This window comes from Microbulbifer pacificus, from assembly GCF_033723955.1.
Classification (GTDB): Bacteria; Pseudomonadota; Gammaproteobacteria; order Pseudomonadales; family Cellvibrionaceae; genus Microbulbifer; species Microbulbifer pacificus.
Map to the genome: position 1 here is coordinate 207,954 of NZ_CP137555.1, position 21,499 is coordinate 229,452.

A 21,499-nucleotide genomic window follows, 5' to 3' on the forward strand; every position below is an offset into this window, starting at 1 on the left:
CTCTTGCCTACCTGACGCCTGCCGATTGGCTAGTCTAAAGTGAGGCGCCAAAACTCTTTGGCACGCTCAGACAATTGTGGATAGGAACCGCGTGAAATTTTCCCCTATCTGGCTGCTCCTTATCAGTGTCACGACGGTCGCTGTGGTGCTGGCAATCCTGCATTACTTTGATCTGGATGACCGCCTGATCGAGCTGATGCAGTGGATGGATTCCCTCGGCTGGCAGGCGAGTATCTGGTTCATACTGGTCATCGCCATCGCCATCATATTCCTGTTCCCGGGGGTAATTTTCACCATGGGCGCGGGTTTCGTGTTTGGCGTGATCAAGGGGACTATTTACGTGGTACTCGGAACAACGCTAGGCGCGGCGATTGCGTTCCTGATCGCCCGCTACCTGTTCGGAAAACGCACTTCAGCCTGGGTGATGTCGAAAATCAAACCGGACAACCTCGGTGAGATCGTGCGTGATGAAGGCTGGCGCATGATCATGCTCACACGCATGGTGCCGCTTTTTCCGTTCAAGCTGACGAACTATTTCTTCGGACTGACACCGTTGAAATTCCGCGACTTCGTCATCGGTACCTTTATCGGCGTGATACCCATCACCGTAAACAATGTATATGTGGGTTCCATCGCCGCAGATCTCGCGAGCATAGGCAGCGAGCGCGCAGAGCGTACACCGATGGAGTGGACCCTGTACGGACTCGGCTTTGTATTCGCGGTTATCGCAATCGTCGGTCTTACCCGCATGGCGCGCCGTGCCCTTAAGAAAAAAATTGACCAAGGAGAGCTCTGATGCCCTGGATGAAATGGCTTCCCTGGCGGTTCTTCGTACGCAAGTTCGCCACTGCCCACGGTTTTCTCGACCCCCTCGCGGTAATGGCCCGGCTGCAACGCTTTGCCGAGCCCTCTGAAGTCAGCGAGCCCATCGAACTGCTGCGTGCCGGGGTGATATTCCACGCGCGCGCGCTGATGAACAGTAAAGTGATCCAGCACAACCTCGACTGGGTGTGGCCCTACTGGATCGAGCGGCAGTTCGACCCGGCGGATGTGTCGTTCATTCCCCGCGCCTTTTCCATTACCCACTGCAATCTGAGCCACCGCAACTGGACCGCGGTGGGTGTTCCGGGCAGCGAAGAGATGCCCATCGTCGATCCCCGGGGGCTGCTCACGCCCCACTACGACGGTTGGTCCATCGACAGCTGGATCATCGGCGATAACGGCGACGACCTGTTTCCTTCCCAGCACAAGCAGGTTACCCAGGAACTGGACCTGACAGGCGGCGTGGCGGTGGTGACCGAAGCGCAATCGGACGATGCCACGCTCACCAGCCGCGTGTGGGCCGAACTAGATGAGAGCAACAACAATTGCCTGCTGCGATTGCAGGCGCAGCACAACACCGGCGGCTGGCTGGTAGTGGCACTCAGGCCCTGCAATCCGGAAGGCGTTGCTTTTATTAACAAGGTCACACTCGCCAACGATCGTCACCACTGGCTGATAGATGGCAAGGACCGAATCTATTTCGACCGCCCGGTGGAGCGCCACCACGCATCCGACTACCGCAAGGGCGACATCGCCCTCTACCTGCGCGGCGAGGGCAACGAAAATCACGCGGAATGTGACGTGGGCATGGCCACCGCCGCCGCACTGTTCCGGCTGGAACCGGGTATACCTGTCGATACCCAGGTAAAAATCCCCCAGCACTGCAAACTCACCGCAAAAAATGCACCCGCGGGCTGGGCGCAAAACCTTGAAGAGCACTGCGCCATGTCGGTTCCGGACCCGCAGATGCAGTTTCTGTATGACGCCGCGGTGCGCACCCTGATCCTCCACTCCCCCTACGACGTCTATCCGGGCCCCTATACCTACAAGCGTTTCTGGTTCCGTGATGCGGCGTTCATGATCCAGTCGCTACTGCACGCGGGACTTCTGGATCGGGCCGAACGCGCACTGGAGCGCTTCCCCTCTCGGCAGAAGCGCGATGGCTACTTCCACTCCCAGGACGGCGAGTGGGATTCCAACGGCGAAGCGCTGTGGATCATTGACCAGTACTGCCGCATCACCAACAGCAAACTGAAGCCGGAGTGGACGGATCCGGTACTGCGCGGCGCCCAGTGGATTCACAACAAGCGTATGGAGAAAGACGGGAGTCTCACCGGTGGCCTGTTGCCCGCGGGCTTCAGCGCCGAGCACCTGGGCCCCAACGACTGTTATTTCTGGGACGATTTCTGGGGTATCGGTGGACAGCTTTCGGCAGTGGCCATCTGTCAGCGCGAAGGGCACGTTGTGGATGCAGACAGATTCCAGCATCACGCGGACGATTTTATGCTCACGGTGGATGACGCGCTGCAGAAATGTGCCGAGCGCCTGAAGCGGCCGGCGATGCCCGCCTCCCCGAAGCGGCGGCTCGACGCCGGTGCCATCGGCTCCATTGCCGCAGGCTATCCGCTCAAGCTTTATCCGGAAAACGACCCGCGCCTGCTGGATCTCGCCGAGTTCCTGCAGGAAAAATGTTTTGTATCCGGCGGCTTCTTCCAGGACATGATCCACTCCGGTATCAATGCCTATCTCACCATTCATGTGGCACAGGTGCTGCTGCGCGCCGGCGATCCGCGTTGTATCGAACTGATGCGCAATGTCGCCAACCTCGCCTCGCCCACCGGGCAGTGGCCGGAAGCCATTCACCCGCATTCCTTCGGCGGCTGTATGGGCGACGGCCAACACGCCTGGGCCGCCGCCGAGTGGGTTACCATGCAGCGTAACTGTTTTGTGCGCGAGGAAGGCGACAGCCTGATACTCGCCTCCGGGTTGCCACCGGAGTGGCTTGGCGATCAGAATGCCGAGAGGCCAATTCGTTTCGGACCGGCGCCCACCCATTTCGGGACTGTCTGGCTGGAGATCATCCCGGGAGACAGGCCGAAAATTTCCTGGCGAGGAAAATGGCACGACAAGTCGCCGCGCATTGAAGTGCGCGCATTTGGTTATCAGTGGGAAGTTGCCGAATCGCGTGTGAAAACGATGGAGCTGCAGCCCAATTGAACATCGTCATGCTCACCAATACCTACCTGCCCCATGTTGGCGGTGTGGCGCGTTCGGTCGATGCGTTCTGCCGGGAGTATCGCAAACTCGGCCATAAGGTTCTGGTGGTGGCGCCGGAGTTTGCGGAAAAAATAGACCATGAACTCGATGTGGTGCGTATCCCCGCCATCCAGAATTTCAATGGCAGTGATTTTTCCGTCGCCCTGCCCCTTTCCGGCGAGCTGACGGAAAGGCTCGATTTTTTCGAGCCGGACCTGGTGCACTCCCATCACCCGTTTCTGCTTGGCATGACGGCGCTGCGCATCGCGCGCAGTCGCGAGCTGCCACTGATTTTTACCCACCACACCCTCTACGAGCGCTACACCCACTATGTGCCCGCAGACTCGGAAACCCTGAAGCGCTTCGTGATCGAACTCGCGACCCGCTACGGTAATCTTGCGAGTATGGTGTTTGCCCCCAGCGCGAGTGTCGCAGATCTGTTGCGCGAACGCGGGGTAAAGAAGCCTGTCGTTGTGGTTCCCACCGGCGTACAGTTGGAAAACTACTGCAACGGTGATGGTGCCGCGGCACGCCGCCAGTACGGCATTCCGGAATCCGCGTTTGTGGTCGGCCATCTGGGGCGCCTGGCGGAAGAGAAGAATCTGGAATTTTTGTCCGAGGCGGTGCTTGAGTTGATGCTCCGCAATGAAGACATCCACTTCCTGGTGGTGGGCTCCGGCCCCTTGCAGCAGCGGATTCAAAATCTGTTCGATGCACAAAATCTGTCGGCGCGACTGCACCTTACCGGAACATTGCAGGGCGAGGCACAGCGCGATGCGTACAGCGCGATGAATATATTTGGGTTTTCCTCCACCAGTGAAACCCAGGGCATGGTGCTCACTGAAGCCATGGCCGCGGGCGTGCCGGTGGTGGCACTGGATGCCTGCGGATGCAGGGAAGTTGTGGATGATCACATTAACGGCCGGCTGGTGCTCAAGCACTGCTCGAGGGAATTCATCGCCGCACTGCAATGGGTACACGATCTCGACCCAGAGGAATACCAGCGCCTGCACCGCGCCGCGCTGCTAACCGCAGAGCGTTTCTCCATGGAAAACTGTGCGGCAACCGCACTGCACCACTATCAGTCGCTGGTACACCAGCACTGGCCGCTGGACGATTCCCTCTACGCGCAGTGGATGCGCCTACGCAATACCATTGGCGCCCAGTGGGAGATTCTCGAAGGAGTTACCAGCGCCGCCACCGCGGCACTGGACCCGGATCACGCGCTGAAAAAGTAACGGATAAACAACGCCGGTAGGCGGAGACATACACACAGCCCCATGATAACCAACATCGAGGCCACCCTGCGCCGCTGGCGCCGCCGGATCAGCCGCAGCGAGTGGCTGGCGCGGATGCTGAAGCTACAGATCAATGAGCGCGACCCCGACGCGCCAGCGCTGGTGTTGATCCAGATCGACGGCCTCGCTCGCCCACAGTTCGACCGCGCGCTGGCGGAAGGCAAGATGCCTTTCCTGAAGCGCCTGATCAAGCGGGAGCACTACCATCTGGACCATATGTACTCCGGCGTGCCTGCTACCACTCCGGCGGTCCAGGCGGAAATTTTTTACGGCGTAAAAGCGGCGGTGCCTGCATTCGGCTTCATGTCCACCGACTCCCAGGAAATGCTGCGGATGTACGAATCCAACGCAGCCACCAAGGTGGAAAAAAAGCTGGCGGATACCGGCCACGAACCGCTGCTACAGCATGGCAGCTGTTACGTCAGCGTATTCCGCGCCGGTGCGGACAACGACGAGGCACATTTTTGCCCAGCCGCGCAGGGCTGGGGTCCGACACTCAAGAAAGCCGGCCCGCTGGCACTGCTGGTATTGCTGCTGACCAATATCTGGAGTCTGATTCGCACCGGTGCCCTGCTGTTGCTGGAACTGGTGCTTTCAATAGGGGATTTTCTCCGCGGCCTCACCGACGGCCAGGACTTCCTGCGCGAATTGATGTTCATCCCAACGCGCATCGGCATCACTATCCTGCTGCGCGAGCTTTCCACCGTGGGTGTGAAGATCGACATCGCCCGCGGCCTGCCGGTGATCTACATCAACTTCCTCGGTTACGACGAACAGGCCCATCGCCGCGGCCCCAGCTCCAAATTCGCGCACTGGACCCTGAAAGGTATCGACGACGCCATCGGCCGTATCTGGCGCGCGGCGCATCGCTCCTCCCGTCGCCATTACGATGTGTGGATCTACTCCGACCACGGTCAGGAAGACAGCACCCCCTACGAAACCCTGCACGGGCGAAGCCTTGCCGACGCCGTGAGCGAGGCGCTGTCAGAGTTACCGCAAAAGCCCAGCGGCCATCTCGCCAATGGCGATCACGGCATACAATTGCAGCGAATCCGGCTGTTTGGCGGCCAATGGGTGCAGAAACTTATTCCGGTCAACGCCCGGGAAAGTCACCGCGAAGGCGAAGCGCCCATGGCGCTCTCTGCCATGGGGCCGATCGCACTGCTCTACAACATCCACTGCAAGGACACTCCCCCGCAAGAAATCGCCCGCCTGATCGTGGAGAAGACAAAAGCGCCGATGGTACTCTATGAAGATGTCTCCAGCACGGAAACAGGCCCTGACGGCGAAGTGTTAACCAAGGTCCGCGGCTGGTGGCGCGACGGCGCGTTCTCCTTACCGGAAGACGGCCATCTTGTATTTGGCGACGAGCACCGGTTTGCGGATGAGGCCATCGAGGACCTGGCCAACCTGTGCCGCCATCCGGACGCCGGCGACTTTGTCATCAGTGGCTGGTGTGCGGGGCACGAGAGCATCTCCTTTGCGATCGAATGCGGCAGCCACGGTGGCGCAGGCCCCAACGAGACCCACGCGTTTGCATTGATGCCCGGCGACATTCCATCCCCGGCCAGCGGCAAGGGGCACTGGCGCCCGAAAGATATCCGCGATGCCGCGCTGCAATTCCTAAACGCGCAACCGGCGCGCAAACTGAAATCCCCGCCGGCAGTAACGGTCGTGCCTGCCGCGGGCGACAAACACTCCCGGCTGGATCAAAATTTGGCGATGGAAGCGGCTGGTTCCCAGGAGGGCAGCAGCAACACCAAGACCCTGCGGGTAATGACCTACAACGTGCATATCTGCAAGGGCACCGACGACAAGCTGTCGCCGGAGCGCATTGCCCGGGTAATCGCGCGCTATGCCCCCGATATCGTCGCCCTGCAGGAAGTGGATGTGCGGCGCCAGCGCACCGGAGGTATCGACCAGGCTCACCAGATTTCCAGGTTGCTGGCCATGGACTGCCACTTCCAGCCGGCCATGCATCTCGAAGACGAGAAGTACGGCGACGCCATCATGTCCCGCTACCCGGTGCGCCTCATCAAAAAAGGCATTCTTCCCGGCCCGCCAAAGATTTCGCGGCTTCCCGGGTTCGCCGAGCCGCGCGGCGCGCTGTGGATCGAAGTGGACTTCCACGGTACCAGGGTGCAGGTGTTCAACACCCACCTAGGGCTCAGCAAGGCGGAACGCCTGCGCCAGATAGAAGCACTGACAGGCGAGGAATGGATGGGCAGCACACAGTGCCCGCGGCCGCGGATACTGGTGGGAGACTTCAATGCCCTTCCCGGCTCACAGGAAGTTAAGCGAGTGATGGAAGTACTCGACGACACCCAGCTGAAACTGCCCGGCCACAAGCCCAAGGGGACATTTTTCAGCCGGCTGCCCAAGGCGCGCATTGATTATGTCTTTGTCGACCACGAGCTGGAGGTAAACGACATTCATGTGCCCCGCAGCGAGCTCACCCGCCAGGCTTCTGATCACCTGCCGTTGATTGTCGACCTAAGAATCCCCGTTCCGGCGCGAGATGGCGGCGACGACCAGGATCAAGAGCAGCAGGCCGGCTGATCCTGCGCGGTAAACAGCGCCCGCACCTGTTCCTCACGGGAGGCGCGCATACCCGCGGTACGCCCCTCATCAATGGCGATCTCCAGGGGAATACCCTTTTTCGCGCGGTAGATGGCCCACGCCGTGCCCACCCGGTTGCCAGACGCACAATGGAGCAGCACCGGGCCGGCGGAGGCGTCCTCCAGGATCGCCCCCAGCTCCGCAATCAGCGCATCAGAGGGCACACCGCCTGAAACCGGCAGATTCACATAGCGCATTCCCGCCGCTTCCACCGCGGCCTTCTCTTCCGCAGTACCCTCTTCCGGCGTTCGCAGGTCCACGATGGTACGGAATCCCTTTTCTTTCAGCGACGCGACCTGGCTGAGATCTATACTGCCCCCGGTGGCCAACTGCGGGCGCAGGCGATTGTAATTCGCGACTTCCGCCCCCATCTTGTCACCGAAGGGTACTTCAGCGCCCTGAGCCGCAGACTCTGCGGCCACAGCGGTGGTTGTAAGCAAAGTGAAAGCACAGAGAAGCCATACTGGCAGTCGTTTCGAAAATTTCATTTCCAGCCCTCGATGTTTCGCGCTATTTTGCCCCAAGCTTTATAAGATCGTCGAACCAGCCGTCCACTTGAAGGTCCAATAGGCTGGTTATATGATCCCGACAGATTTTACGTTCACTAGCAGGAGACGCTAATGCAGCCGCAAGTTTATTCACAGTCCGGAGCACTGGAACGCTCGGAAGCCGCCAAGGTATTGCGTAACACCTACGCACTACTGGCAATGACTGTCCTCTTCAGCGCAGTCACTGCCGGTGTATCCATGGCCATCGGCATGGGTCGTGGCATGAGCCTGGTCTGCTCCCTGGGCGCACTGGCCCTGATCTGGTTCGTACTGCCCCGCACCGCCAACTCCGCCTCCGGCGTGGGCGTGGTGTTTGCCTTCACCGGCCTGCTGGGCGCCTCTCTCGGCCCGATGCTGAACCACTACCTGGGTCTCGCTGGCGGCGGCCAGATCGTCATGCAGGCGCTGGGCACCACTGCGCTGATCTTCTTCGCGCTGTCCGCCTACGTGCTAACTACCCGTAAAGACTTCAGCTTCATGGGCGGTTTCCTGTTTGTCGGCCTGATTGCGGTACTGGTTTGCGCCATCGGCATGATGATCGCAGGCTTCTTCGGCGTGCACATGCCGCTGGCCAGCGTTGCCCTGAGCGGTGTGATCGCCCTGCTGATGTCCGGTTTCATCCTGTTCGATACCAGCCGTATCGTGAACGGTGGTGAGACCAACTACATCATGGCGACCACCTCCATGTACCTGAACATCCTGAACCTGTTCACCAGCCTGCTGCACATCTTCGGATTCGCTTCCGACGACTGATCGGCACGCATTGCAGGATCACACAGTGCCCCGCTCTGCGGGGCATTTTTTTATTTAGCAGAAGAAACTTCCACGCCATGCAATTCACCCTCGTCGTTTACGGCGCGCCCCACGCCAGTGAAGGTGCCGCGACCGCACTGCGCTTCGCCCGTGCGGTACTGCAGGCCGGTCACGGTATCTACCGGGTGTTTTTCTATGGCGATGGCATCCACAACGGCAGCGCCCTGGCCGCGCCACCGCAGGATGAACAGGACCTGCTGGCCCAGTGGCAGGAACTACAGCAGGCCCACAACTTCGACCTCACCCTGTGCATCGCCGCCGCCCAGCGCCGCGGCGTGCTGAGCGGCAGTGAGGCCAAACGCCTGGAGAAACCTGGCTCAAATATGGCTGCCGGGTTTGAACTGGCGGGCCTCGGACAGCTGGCGGAAGCCGCGGCGCTCAGCGACCGCGTCGTGACTTTTGGAGGCTGACCGTATGTCCCAAAATAAATCGATTCTCGCCATCTGCCGCCATGCACCCTACGGCAACAGCCTCGCCCGCGAAGGGCTGGAGGCGGTACTCGCCTGCGCGGCCATGGACCAGATTCCCGAAGTACTGTTGATCAACGACGGCGTATTCCTGCTGCTGGAGCAGGATGCCCAACAGATCGGCGAAAAGAACCTGCGCAGAAACCTGACCGCACTGCCCATGTTCGGTGTGGAAACCCTGCACCTGTGCGAGCGCAGCCTGCAGCAGCGCGGCATAGACCCGGCGCAGCTGAGCCTCCCCGGCGCGGAACTGAAACTGTTGCAGAACACCGGCGCGTTTATTGCCGGGTTCGACCAGGTACTGAGTTTTTGAAATGACCCTGCATATCGTCAACCAGTCCCCGTTCGCTGGCAGCGCCCTGAGTGATTGCCTGAATGCCTTCAATCCCGGCGACGCACTGCTGCTGATCGAAGACGGCATCTATGGCGCCAATGACCAGCGCCTGGTAAATCTCCCCGCTGGTACCGCGTATTGCCTGGCTGCCGATGCACTAGCGCGCGGTATAAACACACCGGCAACGGTCACCAGCATTGATGATGCACGCTGGGTGGCGCTTTGTACCGAGCACAACCCCATCGTCAGCTGGGTCAGGTAAGGCGCAATGGAAAATCTGGTGATCGACGGACGCGAAATCCCGTTGGATAAAGAAGGTTTCCTCCGTAACCTGGACGACTGGAGCCCGCAAGTGGCAGAGGCATTGGCCGCGCAGGAAAATATCGCACTGACCGAAGATCATTGGGATGTGATCCGCCTGCTGCAGGATTTTTACCGGGAGTTTGAACTCTCCCCGGCAATGCGCCCGCTGGTCAAATATGTGGGCCAGCACCTGGGCACGGACAAAGGTCGCAGCATTTTCCTGATGCAGCTGTTTCCGCCGAGCCCGGCCAAAATCGGCAGCAAGATTGCGGGCCTGCCCAAGCCCACCAATTGCCTGTAACTCCCCGGTAACCGGTCGATCAGCTGCTCACATGGGCGATCACCCGGCGCTTGCCGCGGTGGTGACGGTGTTCCCACAGGTAGATGCCCTGCCATGTCCCCAGCATCAACTGCCCGCCTTTGACCGGGATGGAAAGGCTGCTGGCAGTAAGCGCGGCCTTGATGTGCGCGGGCATATCGTCCGCCCCTTCCATGGTGTGTGTGTACAGCGGGTCATTCTCAGGAACCAGTCGGTTCAACCAGTTCTCAAGATCCACCCGTGCGCTGGGATCCGCGTTTTCCTGAATCAGCAGGCTGGCGGAAGTGTGCTGGATAAACAGCGTGCACAGACCGTCGCCGGAAAAAATCTGACCCCGCAGCCAGTGTTCCACTGCATCGGTAAACTCGTGCAGTCCCTGGCCCTGCACTACAATTTCCAGCTGCCCGATCGCCATAAATCCACTCCTTTCTCACCTTAAGGGATTGCTTCCGCTATAATCCGCGCCCCGATTTACTTGGCTTAATGTACGGTTTCGAATATGGCACTCCACCGCGTAAACACCGATGACTACCAGCAACAACTGGACCAGAAGGTGGCCCGTCTGCGGGAGGCGTACGCCTCGTACACCAATCTGGAACCGGAAGTTTTCCCCTCCCCGCCCAGCCACTACCGCCTGCGCGCGGAATTCAAGATGTGGCAGGAAGGCGGACGCGTGGACTACGCCATGTACAAACAGGGCGAGTACAAAAAACCATTCGTGATCGAAGAGTTTACCGTCGGTTCCGAACGGATCAACGAACTGATGCCGCTGTTGTTGGAAGCCATCAATAACAGCGAAATCCTGCGCAAGCGCCTGTTCTGCACCGAATTTCTCACCACCCTCGGCGGCGATGCACTGATCACACTGATCTACCACAAGCAGCTGGATGAAATTTGGGAAGCGGAAGCCCGCGCACTGCAGGAGCAACTCGGTGTCCCCGTACTCGGCCGCTCGCGCAAACAGAAGATCGTACTCGACCGCGACTACGTGATTGAAAAACTGGACATCGACGGCCGTACATATGAGTACAAACAGGTGGAAGGTAGCTTCACCCAGCCCAACGGCGAAATCTGCCGCTCCATGATTCAGTGGGCCAGAAGCTGTTGCGAAGGCAGCAAGGAAACTGATCTGCTGGAGCTCTACTGCGGTAACGGCAACTTCACCATCCCGCTGGCGGAGAAATTCCGCAACGTACTGGCCACAGAAATTTCCAAGGTTTCGGTGAATGCCGCACAGGAAAATATCGCCGCGAATGGCGTGGAGAACTTGCATATCCTGCGTCTGTCCGCCGAGGAATTCACCCAGGCCATCGACAAGGTCCGCCCCTTCCGCCGCCTGAAAGACTTCGATCTAGACAGCTACGACTTCTCAACCATACTGGTAGACCCGCCCCGGGCCGGCCTAGATACCGACACCTGCGCAATGATCGCGCGCTTCCCGCGCATCCTGTACATCTCCTGCAACCCGGAGACCCAGCTGGAAAATCTCGCCGAGCTGACCAAGACCCACAAGGTCGAACGCTTTGCGATCTTCGACCAGTTCCCATACACCGACCATACTGAGTCCGGTGTACTGCTGGTTAAGAAATAACTCGCATTAAACTTTAGAATTTGCGGCCAAGAATCCGCTTGGCCGCATCCAGCGCAAAATCGCGGTACTCCGCTTCCACCCGCACCATCTCCTTCTCGAACGCAAACTTCTCCTTGCGGGAGAGCTTCTTCCAGTCCTGCAGAATTGGAATATGGCTGGTCTGGTCGGCGACCTTGTAGAAGGCCACAAACTCCTCCTTCACGGAATTCTCTACCTGCAGCGAATCCAGCAGCACGCGAATCCGCAGCGAAGCTTCGGTCAGGCCGACGCCCTCATCCAGCAGTGTCTTGGCAATAATCTGGATACTGGTATTCACCCGATCCCGCTGCGCATCCGCCGCTGCTTCAAGTTCTGCCTGCTGTAGTGCCTGACGCTTGCGTGCCTTGCGCAATTCCAGGCAGTAGTAAGTCGCAATGGCAGACAAGGTAAAAATAATCAGTCCGGCAATAACCAGGATCCAAACCGGCACTTCGGTCATGAGAGAGTCACCTTCAACAGCGCCAGCCCCAGGCTGGCAGTAACAATGGATAACAGGGTGCTGATCGCAATGATGTTGGCCGCCAGCTGGCTGTTGCCACCGAGCGCGCGGGCCATGATGAACGACGCCGACGCCGTTGGGGACGCGGCCAGCAGAAACAGAATCGCCATCGCCTGCCCGTCCAGCTGGAACAGGAAACCAAACGCGAGCAACACCAGCGGCACGATCAACAGCTTGAAGCCGCTCGCGGCAAAGGCCCCAAAGGAGCTGCGCTTCAGCATACTCAGGTCGAGACTGGCCCCGATACACAGCAGCGCCAGCGGCAGCGTCACCGACGCCAGATAATCTCCCGTCTGCACCAGCATCGCCGGCAGCTTGAGGCCGATGGCCTTGGCAATCAGCGCGGCCACAATCGCGAGGATCAGCGGATTGCGCGCGATGTCCTTGCCGAGTTTGACCCAGCTGAATTTCGCTTTCTGGCTGTACACCGCGAACAGCGCCACCGCGGCGATGTTGTAGAAAATGGTGATCACCGCCATCAGCATCGCCGCCTGCGCGAGACCGTGCGGGCCGTAGGCATTGGCCGCCCAGGCGAGGCCGATAATACCCAGGTTGCCGCGGAAGGCACCCTGGATAAACGCACTGCGATCACCGAATTCAAACGGACGCGCGGCGAGCCACGCGAGCGGCACCGTGAGTACGGTGCCGATCAGGCCCGCCAGCAACAGTGGCCACTCATCACCGAGGCGCGCGTCCGAGCCGAAAATATTGAAAAACAGCAGCGCAGGCAGCGTAACCAGAAACACCAGTTTCGAAGCATCATCGACAAAGCTTTCGCTCAGCAGGCCCACGCGGGCGAGCCCGTACCCGATCAGCAGGGTCAGGAAAATCGGCGCAGTGACCGAGAGCGCAAAGGAAAAGGTTTCCAGAAAAGGTTCCAAGATTTATTCCGTATCGAGTTCGCTGATCAATTCTTCGTCGAGTTGATCGTCTTCCGTGGATGCGTGCTCCAGTGCCGGCAGCTTGTGCGCGTCCTCCGCTTTTTCCCGCAGGTCGGCAGCGATCTGCTTGCGAGTTTTCGCCCCCAGCTTGCGCAGGCTGTCGATACGTTTCACCGCATTGCCGCGACCGGTGGCCAGGCGCTTGTAGGTTTCCTGATAGGCCTCGTCCGCCTGACGAATGCGGCTGCCGAGAATATCCAGGGATTCCAGCACCAGGGCAAACTGGTCGTGCAGTTTGCCCGCTTCAGCGGCAATTTTCTCCGCATTCTTGTTCTGTTTTTCGTAGCGCCAGATATTTTCCACCGTGCGCAGGGTTGCCATCAGACTCGTGGGACTTACCAGTACGATCTGCTTTTCATAGGCAAAGCGGAACAGCTCCGGGTCCGCCTGCATCGCCAGCATGTACGCCGCTTCGATGGGTACGAAAATGAATACGAAATCCAGGGTGCGCACGCCTTCCAGCTGCTCGTAGGCCTTTTTATTCAGGCCAGTGATGTGTGCGCGCAGGGAGTTCACGTGCTGCTTCAGCGCCTGGGTGCGCTCCTCGTCGGTTTCCGCCGAGGTATAGCGCTCGTAGTCCACCAGCGAGACCTTGGAATCGATAATGAGGTCCTTGCCTTCCGGCAGGCGCACGATCACGTCCGGCTGGCGGCGGCGCCCCTCCTCGTTGCTGTCTTTGAGGGTAACCTGGGTTTCGTACTCGCGGCCCTTCTGCAGGCCGGACTCCTCCAGCAACCGCTCCAGCACTACCTCACCCCAGTTGCCCTGGATCTTGCGGTCGCCCTTGAGCGCTGAGGTGAGGTTCAGGGCCTCGTCGCTGATACGCTGGGTCTGCTCCCTGAGCGCCTTGATCTGGCCAAGCAGGCTGTTGCGCTCCGCGTTCTCGCGGTCGTAGACGTGCTCCACCCGCTTGCGGAAGTCACCCAGCTGACGCTCCAACGGGTCGAGGCTCTTGCGAAGGCTGTCTTCACTGCGACGCACAAAGGCCTGCTGCTTCTCTTCAAAAATACGGTTGGCAAGGTTTTCGAACTGCTGGGTCATGGAAACGCGGGTCTGCTCCAGCTGCTGCTTCTGCTCCGCCAGCGCCGCCTCACCTTTCTCCACCAGCACCTGGAATCGGGCCACCTGCTGGGACTTGCTGGACAGTTCCGCCCGCAGTTGCTGGATCTCTACATCCATCCGGGTCTCGCGCTCAAGAGCGGTCGTCAGTTGCGCGGCGCTGATCTGGCGCTCCGCCTCCAGTGACTGCACCTGGCGAGCCAGACGCGCCCTGCCCGCCCACGCCGCCAGCACCATGACAATCAGCACTGCCACGGCGGCCAGAATGGCCTGTTCCAGGGATACTTGGACGGGAAACCAGGTCATAAAAATTCACTTAAACTTATTACAAAACGCAGGCTGAGTTATCCTTGCGCCCGCACTCATCCGTTACGGGAGACAGGTTTTCATATGCCAACAGGAAGCGGCCATTCTACCAAGGCCCCCAGTGCATTGATATTCGATTCCGGCGTCGGAGCCATCAGTATTGCCCGCGAGGTGCGCCGGCAGATCCCGGGGCTCACCTTGCACTTCGGCATCGACAACGGCTTCTATCCTTACGGTACCAAGTCCGAAGACGTGCTGCGCCCGCGCATTGTGGATATAGCCTCCAGCATGATGGCCGCCTGCGGTGCCGATATTCTCGTGGTCGGTTGCAATACCGCCAGTACCCTGGCCCTGCCCCAGCTGCGGGAAGTGCTGCCCCAGCCGGTGGTCGGCGTGGTGCCTGCGATCAAACCCGCCGCGGCTGCCAGTGCCACCGGCACCATTGCCCTGATCGCTACCGAGGGCACGGTCAACCGCCGCTACACCCGTGAGCTGATCGAACAATTTGCCCACGGCATCCAGGTAATCAACGTGCCGGCTCCAGAACTGGTGAGCCTCGCGGAAGCAAAGTTGCGCGGGGAAACCGTCACCAGCGCAGACCTGGTGCCGGTAATCGAGCGGATTTTTTCTGTGCCCAACGGCAACTTGGTGGATACCGCGGTCCTCGCCTGCACCCATTTCCCACTGCTGAAAGAAGAGCTGGCGAAGGCCGCGCCGCGCCCGGTGAACTGGCTCGACTCCGGCGACGCCATCGCCCGACGCGTGCGCTGGTTGCTCGATGAGTTGAAACTGGAGCTGCCGAAAGCCCCGGGCACCAGCCTGCTGCTCACCAGCAGCGACGATAACCGCGAGCAGATCGAGCGCGCCTTCGCCGAGTTTTCCCCCAGCTACCTCGGCGCCAGCATCCCAATCAAAGCCTGAGCCGGTTAGACTGTATCCCGCTTTGCCGCGCCGCCCGCAGACCCGGGCCGCACGGCCACCTCACGGATAAATACAACTAGAGTTCCTACAGAACCCATGCTGCAACCCGCATTTCCGTTCAAGCAGATCCTCGACCAGCTCCCCGAGGGCGGCCTGCTGTTGACCCCCACCAACCGCCTGCGCAACCGCTGCCAGCAGGCGTACGGCACCTGGCAACAGGCCAGTAAAAACTGGGCACCGCCCGCGGTGGAATCCCTGCAGGGATGGCTCGACAAACTCTGGTTCCAGTTGCAGCAACAACAGTGGCAACCGGCCATGCGACGGATTCTTAACCGGGAACAGCGCCAGCTGCTGTGGCAGCGCTGTGTGGAAGAGAGCCTGGACAAGGGACTGATCAACACCCAGCAGCTCGCCGCCAACTGCGATACCGCGCTGTCACAGCTGATCCAGTGGCGCTTGCTGGAAAACCTGGACGAGGCTGAAAGTGCCCTCGCCCACCACTGGGAAAAAACCGGCCTGCAGCCGTCGGACTATCCGCTGTTCGCAATCCTGCCGAAATTCCACCAGCAACTGCGCGCACACAACGCCATCACCCAGGACCAGCGCGACCTGCTGATCGCGCGCGCGTTTGCCGAGGGCGTGCTGCCGAAAATGCCGCAATTGTCCCTCGCCGGCTTCGTACAGAATTCACCGCTGATCGAACATATTTTCGCCTGCGCTGCAGAGTCGATTGAATACTTCGCAGTACCGGACAAAGCGCACAGCGCATTACAAATCGCCCGCTGCCACAACCTGGAAGACGAGCTCACCCAGGCCGCGCGCTGGGCCGCGGAAAAGCTGCAGCAGAATCCCGACACCAGTATCGGCATCGTGGTGAACAACCTCGGCCAGTGCCGCCCGCAGGTGGAGCAGATATTCGCCCGTGTGCTGGAACCGCAGTGGCTCGATCCCGCACAGGCCGCCTACACATTGCCGTTCAACTTCTCCGCCGGTACGCCGCTGGCGAAAACTGCTGTAGGTTCCGCCACCCTGCAATTGCTGGAGATGCTGCGGGACAAGTTCGATTACAGCCAGCTGCGCAACGTGCTGTTCTCGCCGTTCTGGGGCGACAGCAGTGCGCAGGAGCAACACCTGCGCAGCGCCCTGTTCCGCCGCCTGCAAAAACTCGAACTACAGGAAATTCCCGGCAATATCGTGCGCAACTGGGCCGAAAAGCTCGCGCAGGAACTCGCACCGGAGAGCCCGCTGCCCGCGCAACTGAATCAACTGGGAGACTGGGCACGCCGCTGGCAGCGCGCGCCCGCGGAAAAATGGGCGGAGCGTTTTTCCGAACTACTGAACAAACTCGACTGGCCCGGCCAGCGCAACCCGGACAGCCAGGAATACCAGCAGCTAATGCTGTGGGAACAGGCCCTGGAAAATTTTGCCGGTCTCAGCGAGTTCACCGGCGCGCAGCCGCTCAACAAGGCGCTGCAACAGCTGCGACAGATCGCCAGCCGCACCCCGTTCCAGGCGGAAACCCGCGATGGCCCGCTGCAGATCCTCGGTGTACTGGAAGCCGGCGGTATCGCCTTCGAGCATATCCGCCTGGTGGGCTTCGGCCAGCAACAGTGGCCCACGCCACCGTCGCCCAACCCCATGCTGCCGGTGCTGTGGCAGAAAGAATGGAAGATGCCGCGCGCCAGTGCCGAGCGCGAACTGGAACTGGCCCGCCAGCTCACCCGCGACCTGCTGAATGCCAGTGACGATATCGTGGTCAGCTATACCTGCGAGGAAGACGGTGTGGGCCAGCTGCTGAGTGCGCTGTTTGTCAGCGACTTAGACGCGCAAACAAAGGACGGCGACGCGCTCTCCAACCTATACCAGACCCTCACCGACGCCCCAGAACTGGAGCGTATCAGCGACGCAATCGTGCCACCACTCAGCCCCGAGGACTGCGCCAAGGTGCGCGGCGGTGCCGGTGTGCTCAAGGCCCAGGCCCTGTGCCCGCAGAACGCCCAGCTGCGCTATCGACTGGGTGCCGAGACCTTTGCCGAGCCCGCCCTCGGCCTCAGCGCCGCCGAGCGCGGCAACCTGATCCACGAAATGCTCGCCGCCTTCTGGCAGCAGTGCACAAGCTCAGACCAGCTCGCCGCAATGGCAACCGAGCATCTCGACCTGCAAATCCGCTCCGCAATCGACACCGCCATCGCCAAGCTCAAGCGCAAACACCCGGAACTGCCGGAAGCCTTCTGGCAGCTGGAACAGATCCGCCTGCGCGACATATTCGAACAGTGGCTGCCACTGGAACAGGATCGCCCCGCGTTTACCGTCTCCCAGGTGGAATCCGAGCTCACGGTCACTCTGCAGGGCCTCACCTTCACCCTGCGCCTCGACCGCATGGATACCCTGGCGGAGGGCGAGGAACTGGTGATTGACTACAAAACCGGGCAGACCTCGGTGGCCGACTGGCTGCAGCAGCGCGTGCGCGAACCACAATTGCCGCTCTACGCCCTGTTCCTGCCCCAGACCAAAGCCATCGCCTTCGGCGCGGTCAAAAATGGCGACTGCAAATACCAGGGCTGCGGTGAACTGAGCCAGCCGATCAACGGCATCAAAACAGTGGCTGACAGCCAGAAGGACAAAGAGCCTGAAATCATCCAGTGGGACCAGCTGAAGCAACACTGGCAACAGGCACTGGAAGGACTCGCGGAAGAATACAAAACCGGCCACGCCGCCTTAGCGTTCGATCGCCCGGCGGACAATGAAAACCAGAAAGCGCTCTGGCCCCTGAACCGCTGGCCGGAGAGGCAGTAACACCATGACCACGCATATCCCCGTAGACGCCAGCGAACGCGAACAGGCGCTGGATATCCAACAGAGCTTCGCGGTTTCCGCCCCCGCCGGTTCCGGTAAAACCGGCCTGCTCACCCAGCGCCTGCTGAAGCTGCTGGCGGCGTGCCAGCAGCCGGAAGAAGTGCTCGCGATTACCTTCACCCGCAAGGCCGCCGGTGAAATGCGCGAGCGCCTGCTGCACGCGCTGCTCGATGCCCGCGACAATCCCGAGCCGGAAAACCCCCACGCAAAAATTACCTGGCAGCTGGCCAGCAACCTGCTCGCCCACGACGAAAAGCACCAGTGGCACCTGCTGCAGAGCCCGCAGCGTTTGCGCATCCAGACCATCGACGGCCTGTGCCGCAATATCGCCAGCCAGTTGCCCATCGACAGCGGCCTCGGCGCGCCCGGTGAACCGCTGGAGCAGCCCGCCATCGCCTACCAGATGGCGATCGCCAACCTGCTGAAGAAACTGGAAAAGGAACAACCGGACCAGGACCTGAGCCTCCTGCTACTGCACCTGGACAACAACCTGCCGGAAGTCACGGACCTGCTGCAGACCCTGCTGGAAAAACGCGAGCAGTGGCTGGAGCCGCTGCTGTCGGTACACCGCGAGGAAGCGGAAGACTATTTCACCTTCGTGATCCGCGAGCTGATCGAGCAACAGCTCGGCGAATTCAAAAAAGCGCTCGGCACCTTTGCCGGTGAACTGCTGGACCTGGCGGACTACGCTGGCACCAACCTGCAGCAAGAAAACCCCGGCCACCTCATCAGCAGCCTCGCCGGTATCGAAGCACTGCCATCCTGCAGCGACCAGGGCCTGCCCCAGTGGCTGGCGCTGGCGGACCTGCTGGTGACGGGCACCGGCACCTGGCGCAAGTCCGTTACCAAAACCACCGGCTTCCCCGCCGCGGATAAAAAATCCCCGGACCCGGAGCGCGCCAAGGCACAGAAGGAGCGCATCACCGCACTGCTGGAAGCGCTGGCAGACAACGACGAACTGCTGAACATCATTGCAGAAGTGCGCACCCTGCCCGCGGGCATTGACGAGAACCAGTGGCGGATTCTGCGGGCGATGGCGCGCGTGCTGCCGCTGCTGGTGGCGGAACTGAAACTGGTGTTCCAGCAGCTGGGCAGCACCGACTTTACCGAAGTGGCCCAGGCCGCACTGGTGGCACTGGGAGACAGCGACTCCCCCACGGATGTAGCACTGAAACTGGACGTGCAGATCCGCCACATTCTCGTCGACGAATTCCAGGATACCTCGCAGCTGCAGCTGGAACTGCTGCAGAAACTCACCGCCGGCTGGGAGCCTGAAGACGGCCGCAGCCTGTTTATCGTCGGCGACGGCATGCAGTCCTGTTACGGATTCCGCAACGCCAACGTGGGTATTTTCCTCGACGCCCGCGACGAGGGCATTGGCGAACTGCCGCTCACGCCACTCAACCTGCAGGTGAACTTCCGCTCCAGCAATGCGGTGGTGGATTGGGTCAACCGCACCTTCGTCAAAGCCTTCCCGCCCCGCGACAACATCAGCCGCGGCGCCGTGCGCTATCTGGATTCCGTCGCGTTCAAACCGCAACAATGGGAAGGCGCACCGGTGTCGTTTTACGGCTGCGTGGACGACGAGGAGCGCTTGAATGAAGCCGAGCAGTGCGTGGAGATTATCCAGCAACTGCAGGCGAAGGCGCCGGAAGACAACATCGCGATCCTGGTGCGCAACAAGAAGCACCTGCAGCAGGTACTGCCCGCCCTCACCCGCGCCGGCATCGCCTACCAGGCCCAGGACCTGGCGCCGCTCGCCAGCAAAATGGTGGTGCTGGATCTGCTCAGCCTCACCCGCGCACTGCAGGACCCGAGCGACCGTATCAGCTGGCTCGCGGCACTGCGCGCGCCCTGGTGCGGGCTGACGCTGCCGGACCTCTATGCGGTGGCCAACCACAATCCCGGCGAACACGGCCCGCGCGATCCACGTGTGCCGCCGATCCTGAATACCCTCGAAGCGCTGGATGACATCGCCGGCCTCAGCGACGACGGTCGTAGCCGACTGCAAAGTACCGCCGCGCTGATCCTGCAGAGCTGGCAACAGCGCGGCCGCAAACCGCTGCGGGTATGGGTCGAAGGCCTGTGGCTTGCGCTCGGCGGCCCCGCCACCGTGGCGGACAAACGGGAACTCAGCAACGCCGCGGACTTTTTCCAGCTGCTGGAAAAATACGACGGCGGCGGCAGCATCACCGACTGGCCGGCGTTCGAGCTGGCGCTGCAGCAGCTGTTCGCCCGCCCAGCCCAGGAAGCGCGCGTACAGGTGATGACCATCCACAAATCCAAGGGCCTGGAATTCGAGCATGTGCTGATCCCCGGGCTGGATAAATCCGGCGGCGCCGGCGGCAGCGACCAGCTGCTGCGCTGGTGCACCTGGCTCAACAGCGATGTGGAAACCCGCTTCCTGCTCGCGCCGAAAAGCCCGCGCAGCGGCAAGGACCCGCTCTACGCCTACGTGAAACACGACAACAGCGAACGCGAGCGCCTCGAAGGCACGCGCCTGCTGTATGTGGGCTGCACCCGCGCCATCCACAGCCTGCACCTGCTGGCCTGCGTGAAGTCATCGGACAAAAAGAACGAGGACCACAAGGCCCCGGCCAGCGCCTCGCTGCTCGCGAGCATCTGGCCGGCGCTCTCAACCGATGCGGATTGGTGCCACTGGCTCAGCGCCGAAGAAACCCTGCGCAAGTCCGAATACACCGACCAGAGCTATCTGTTGCGCACCCCGGAAGCCTGGCAGGCTCCAGCGCTGCCGCGCGAGGACTATCTCGCCCGCTATCGCATGGGAGATTTCGAGCGCAAGGCGGAAGAGGAAATCAACCTGCCGGAATTGGGCCTGGTTACCCAGCGCTGGTTCCGCCACGCCGGTACCGTCGCCCACGAAACGCTAGCCACCCTCACCGAAAACCCCGAGCGCCTGACCACCACGCCCGAGCAGCTGATCGAAGAACTGCGCCCGCTGTGGCAACTGCGCCTCGCCCAGTCCGGCCTCAACGGCAGCAGCCTAGAAAAGGCACAGGAAAAGGTGGAACAGGCAGTGCTGCGCACCCTGCACTGCCAAACCGGCCGCTGGCTGCTGGACGCCAGCCATCGAGATTCCGCCGCGGAACTGGAACTGCACAGCGGCGGGCGCGAACTGCGGCGCAACATCGTCGACCGCACGTTTATCGATAGCGACGGCAGCCGCTGGATCATCGACTACAAAACCGCGGAACCTGCTAGTGGTGAAACCGCGGAAGTGTTTATCGACAGCCAGCTGGAGAAATACCGCAAGCAGCTCGACGGCTACCGCCGCCTGTTCTACCAGCGCGGCGAACGCAACGTGCGCTGCGCGCTGTATTTCCCCCTGCTCCAGCAGCTCGCCGAACTGCCGGCGGAGTAACAAACCCGTCGCAATCCGGGATGGGGCGCCGCGTGCGCCTCATCCTATAGATCACCCCGCAGTCCTATCACCAAGCAAAAGTATCCGCCCATCCCACAAAAACGCCGGACACCCGTCACGCCAACA

At 60.9% G+C, this 21,499-nt stretch carries 18 protein-coding genes; 13 read left to right on the forward strand and 5 right to left on the reverse strand.

Annotated features, from left to right (window positions below):
• The first annotated feature begins 91 nt into the window (after positions 1-91).
• The 4 genes from R5R33_RS00840 to R5R33_RS00855 are packed head-to-tail and all read left to right on the forward strand — an operon-like array spanning position 92 to position 6,935.
• Positions 92-796, forward strand: coding sequence for a TVP38/TMEM64 family protein (locus R5R33_RS00840; protein ID WP_318954189.1), 705 nt, complete (start codon positions 92-94; stop codon positions 794-796).
• Positions 796-3,039, forward strand: coding sequence for a hypothetical protein (locus R5R33_RS00845; protein WP_318954190.1), 2,244 nt, complete (start codon positions 796-798; stop codon positions 3,037-3,039). The genes R5R33_RS00840 and R5R33_RS00845 overlap by 1 nt, the downstream gene beginning before the upstream one ends.
• Entirely contained in the window at positions 3,036-4,316 is a 1,281-nt protein-coding gene (locus R5R33_RS00850) for a glycosyltransferase (protein ID WP_318954191.1), read from the forward strand. Before R5R33_RS00845 ends, R5R33_RS00850 begins: the two co-directional genes overlap by 4 nt.
• A 42-nt stretch (positions 4,317-4,358) precedes the next feature.
• Positions 4,359-6,935, forward strand: a complete 2,577-nt coding sequence (locus tag R5R33_RS00855) for an endonuclease/exonuclease/phosphatase family protein (RefSeq protein ID WP_318954192.1) — start codon at positions 4,359-4,361, stop codon at positions 6,933-6,935.
• On the opposite strand, the gene R5R33_RS00860 is transcribed toward R5R33_RS00855, so the two are convergent.
• The gene (locus R5R33_RS00860; protein WP_318954193.1) at positions 6,914-7,435 is read right to left on the reverse strand and encodes a beta-lactamase hydrolase domain-containing protein; all 522 of its coding nucleotides are present in this window, start codon (positions 7,433-7,435) and stop codon (positions 6,914-6,916) included. The two genes, R5R33_RS00855 and R5R33_RS00860, sit on opposite strands and share 22 nt — an antisense overlap.
• Positions 7,436-7,615: 180 nt before the next feature.
• On the opposite strand from R5R33_RS00860, the gene R5R33_RS00865 reads away from it, so the two are divergent.
• The 5 genes from R5R33_RS00865 (at position 7,616) to R5R33_RS00885 (ending at position 9,761) form a co-directional block, all read left to right on the forward strand.
• Entirely contained in the window at positions 7,616-8,296 is a 681-nt protein-coding gene (locus R5R33_RS00865) for a Bax inhibitor-1/YccA family protein (RefSeq protein WP_318954194.1), read from the forward strand.
• Between the two features lie 77 nt (positions 8,297-8,373).
• On the forward strand, positions 8,374-8,766 hold the full coding sequence (gene tusD / locus R5R33_RS00870; protein WP_318954195.1) for a sulfurtransferase complex subunit TusD: 393 nt from the start codon (positions 8,374-8,376) through the stop codon (positions 8,764-8,766).
• Between the two features lie 4 nt (positions 8,767-8,770).
• Positions 8,771-9,136: a sulfurtransferase complex subunit TusC gene (gene tusC, locus R5R33_RS00875; protein WP_318954196.1), complete on the forward strand. Its 366-nt coding sequence runs from the start codon at positions 8,771-8,773 to the stop codon at positions 9,134-9,136.
• A gap of 1 nt (position 9,137) precedes the next feature.
• On the forward strand, positions 9,138-9,419 hold the full coding sequence (gene tusB, locus R5R33_RS00880; protein ID WP_318954197.1) for a sulfurtransferase complex subunit TusB: 282 nt from the start codon (positions 9,138-9,140) through the stop codon (positions 9,417-9,419).
• A gap of 6 nt (positions 9,420-9,425) precedes the next feature.
• The gene (locus R5R33_RS00885; protein ID WP_318954198.1) at positions 9,426-9,761 is read left to right on the forward strand and encodes a TusE/DsrC/DsvC family sulfur relay protein; all 336 of its coding nucleotides are present in this window, start codon (positions 9,426-9,428) and stop codon (positions 9,759-9,761) included.
• Positions 9,762-9,780: 19 nt separating this feature from the next.
• Here R5R33_RS00885 and R5R33_RS00890 read toward each other — a convergent pair whose 3' ends face one another.
• A complete protein-coding gene (locus tag R5R33_RS00890; protein ID WP_318954199.1) occupies positions 9,781-10,194 on the reverse strand; it encodes a secondary thiamine-phosphate synthase enzyme YjbQ in 414 nt (137 codons plus the stop codon).
• Between the two features lie 84 nt (positions 10,195-10,278).
• Between R5R33_RS00890 and trmA the strand changes: the two genes are divergently transcribed.
• Entirely contained in the window at positions 10,279-11,370 is a 1,092-nt protein-coding gene (gene trmA, locus R5R33_RS00895; RefSeq protein WP_318954200.1) for a tRNA (uridine(54)-C5)-methyltransferase TrmA, read from the forward strand.
• Between the two features lie 13 nt (positions 11,371-11,383).
• On the opposite strand, the gene R5R33_RS00900 is transcribed toward trmA, so the two are convergent.
• From R5R33_RS00900 to rmuC, 3 genes are read right to left on the reverse strand one after another with little or no spacing between them, the layout of a single operon-like run.
• Positions 11,384-11,848 (reverse strand): DUF2489 domain-containing protein, encoded by a 465-nt coding sequence (locus R5R33_RS00900; protein WP_318954201.1) that lies wholly within the window; start codon positions 11,846-11,848, stop codon positions 11,384-11,386.
• Complete coding sequence (locus tag R5R33_RS00905) at positions 11,845-12,789, reverse strand: AEC family transporter (protein WP_318954202.1); 945 nt, start codon at positions 12,787-12,789, stop codon at positions 11,845-11,847. Before R5R33_RS00905 ends, R5R33_RS00900 begins: the two co-directional genes overlap by 4 nt.
• Before the next feature lie 3 nt (positions 12,790-12,792).
• The gene (gene rmuC / locus R5R33_RS00910) at positions 12,793-14,214 is read right to left on the reverse strand and encodes a DNA recombination protein RmuC (protein WP_318954203.1); all 1,422 of its coding nucleotides are present in this window, start codon (positions 14,212-14,214) and stop codon (positions 12,793-12,795) included.
• 84 nt (positions 14,215-14,298) lie between these two features.
• On the opposite strand from rmuC, the gene murI reads away from it, so the two are divergent.
• The 3 genes from murI to R5R33_RS00925 all read left to right on the forward strand — a co-directional run bounded on the left by murI (position 14,299) and on the right by R5R33_RS00925 (position 21,373).
• Positions 14,299-15,135 (forward strand): glutamate racemase, encoded by an 837-nt coding sequence (gene murI, locus R5R33_RS00915; protein WP_318954204.1) that lies wholly within the window; start codon positions 14,299-14,301, stop codon positions 15,133-15,135.
• 96 nt (positions 15,136-15,231) lie between these two features.
• Positions 15,232-17,931: a PD-(D/E)XK nuclease family protein gene (locus R5R33_RS00920; protein ID WP_318954205.1), complete on the forward strand. Its 2,700-nt coding sequence runs from the start codon at positions 15,232-15,234 to the stop codon at positions 17,929-17,931.
• A gap of 4 nt (positions 17,932-17,935) precedes the next feature.
• On the forward strand, positions 17,936-21,373 hold the full coding sequence (locus R5R33_RS00925) for a UvrD-helicase domain-containing protein (RefSeq protein WP_318954206.1): 3,438 nt from the start codon (positions 17,936-17,938) through the stop codon (positions 21,371-21,373).
• Positions 21,374-21,499 lie beyond the last annotated feature (126 nt).

What these genes read in the sequence shown, in the direction of transcription:
- tusD (WP_318954195.1), top strand. Translation starts at nt 8,374, where the DNA reads ATGCAATTCACCCTCGTCGTTTACGGCGCGCCCCACGCCAGTGAAGGT.
- R5R33_RS00925 (WP_318954206.1), top strand. Translation starts at nt 17,936, where the DNA reads ATGACCACGCATATCCCCGTAGACGCCAGCGAACGCGAACAGGCGCTG.
- R5R33_RS00890 (WP_318954199.1), bottom strand. Translation starts at nt 10,194, where the DNA reads ATGGCGATCGGGCAGCTGGAAATTGTAGTGCAGGGCCAGGGACTGCAC.
- murI (WP_318954204.1), top strand. Translation starts at nt 14,299, where the DNA reads ATGCCAACAGGAAGCGGCCATTCTACCAAGGCCCCCAGTGCATTGATA.
- R5R33_RS00885 (WP_318954198.1), top strand. Translation starts at nt 9,426, where the DNA reads ATGGAAAATCTGGTGATCGACGGACGCGAAATCCCGTTGGATAAAGAA.
- rmuC (WP_318954203.1), bottom strand. Translation starts at nt 14,214, where the DNA reads ATGACCTGGTTTCCCGTCCAAGTATCCCTGGAACAGGCCATTCTGGCC.
- R5R33_RS00865 (WP_318954194.1), top strand. Translation starts at nt 7,616, where the DNA reads ATGCAGCCGCAAGTTTATTCACAGTCCGGAGCACTGGAACGCTCGGAA.
- R5R33_RS00855 (WP_318954192.1), top strand. Translation starts at nt 4,359, where the DNA reads ATGATAACCAACATCGAGGCCACCCTGCGCCGCTGGCGCCGCCGGATC.
- R5R33_RS00900 (WP_318954201.1), bottom strand. Translation starts at nt 11,848, where the DNA reads ATGACCGAAGTGCCGGTTTGGATCCTGGTTATTGCCGGACTGATTATT.
- tusB (WP_318954197.1), top strand. Translation starts at nt 9,138, where the DNA reads ATGACCCTGCATATCGTCAACCAGTCCCCGTTCGCTGGCAGCGCCCTG.
- R5R33_RS00845 (WP_318954190.1), top strand. Translation starts at nt 796, where the DNA reads ATGCCCTGGATGAAATGGCTTCCCTGGCGGTTCTTCGTACGCAAGTTC.
- trmA (WP_318954200.1), top strand. Translation starts at nt 10,279, where the DNA reads ATGGCACTCCACCGCGTAAACACCGATGACTACCAGCAACAACTGGAC.
- tusC (WP_318954196.1), top strand. Translation starts at nt 8,771, where the DNA reads ATGTCCCAAAATAAATCGATTCTCGCCATCTGCCGCCATGCACCCTAC.
- R5R33_RS00920 (WP_318954205.1), top strand. Translation starts at nt 15,232, where the DNA reads ATGCTGCAACCCGCATTTCCGTTCAAGCAGATCCTCGACCAGCTCCCC.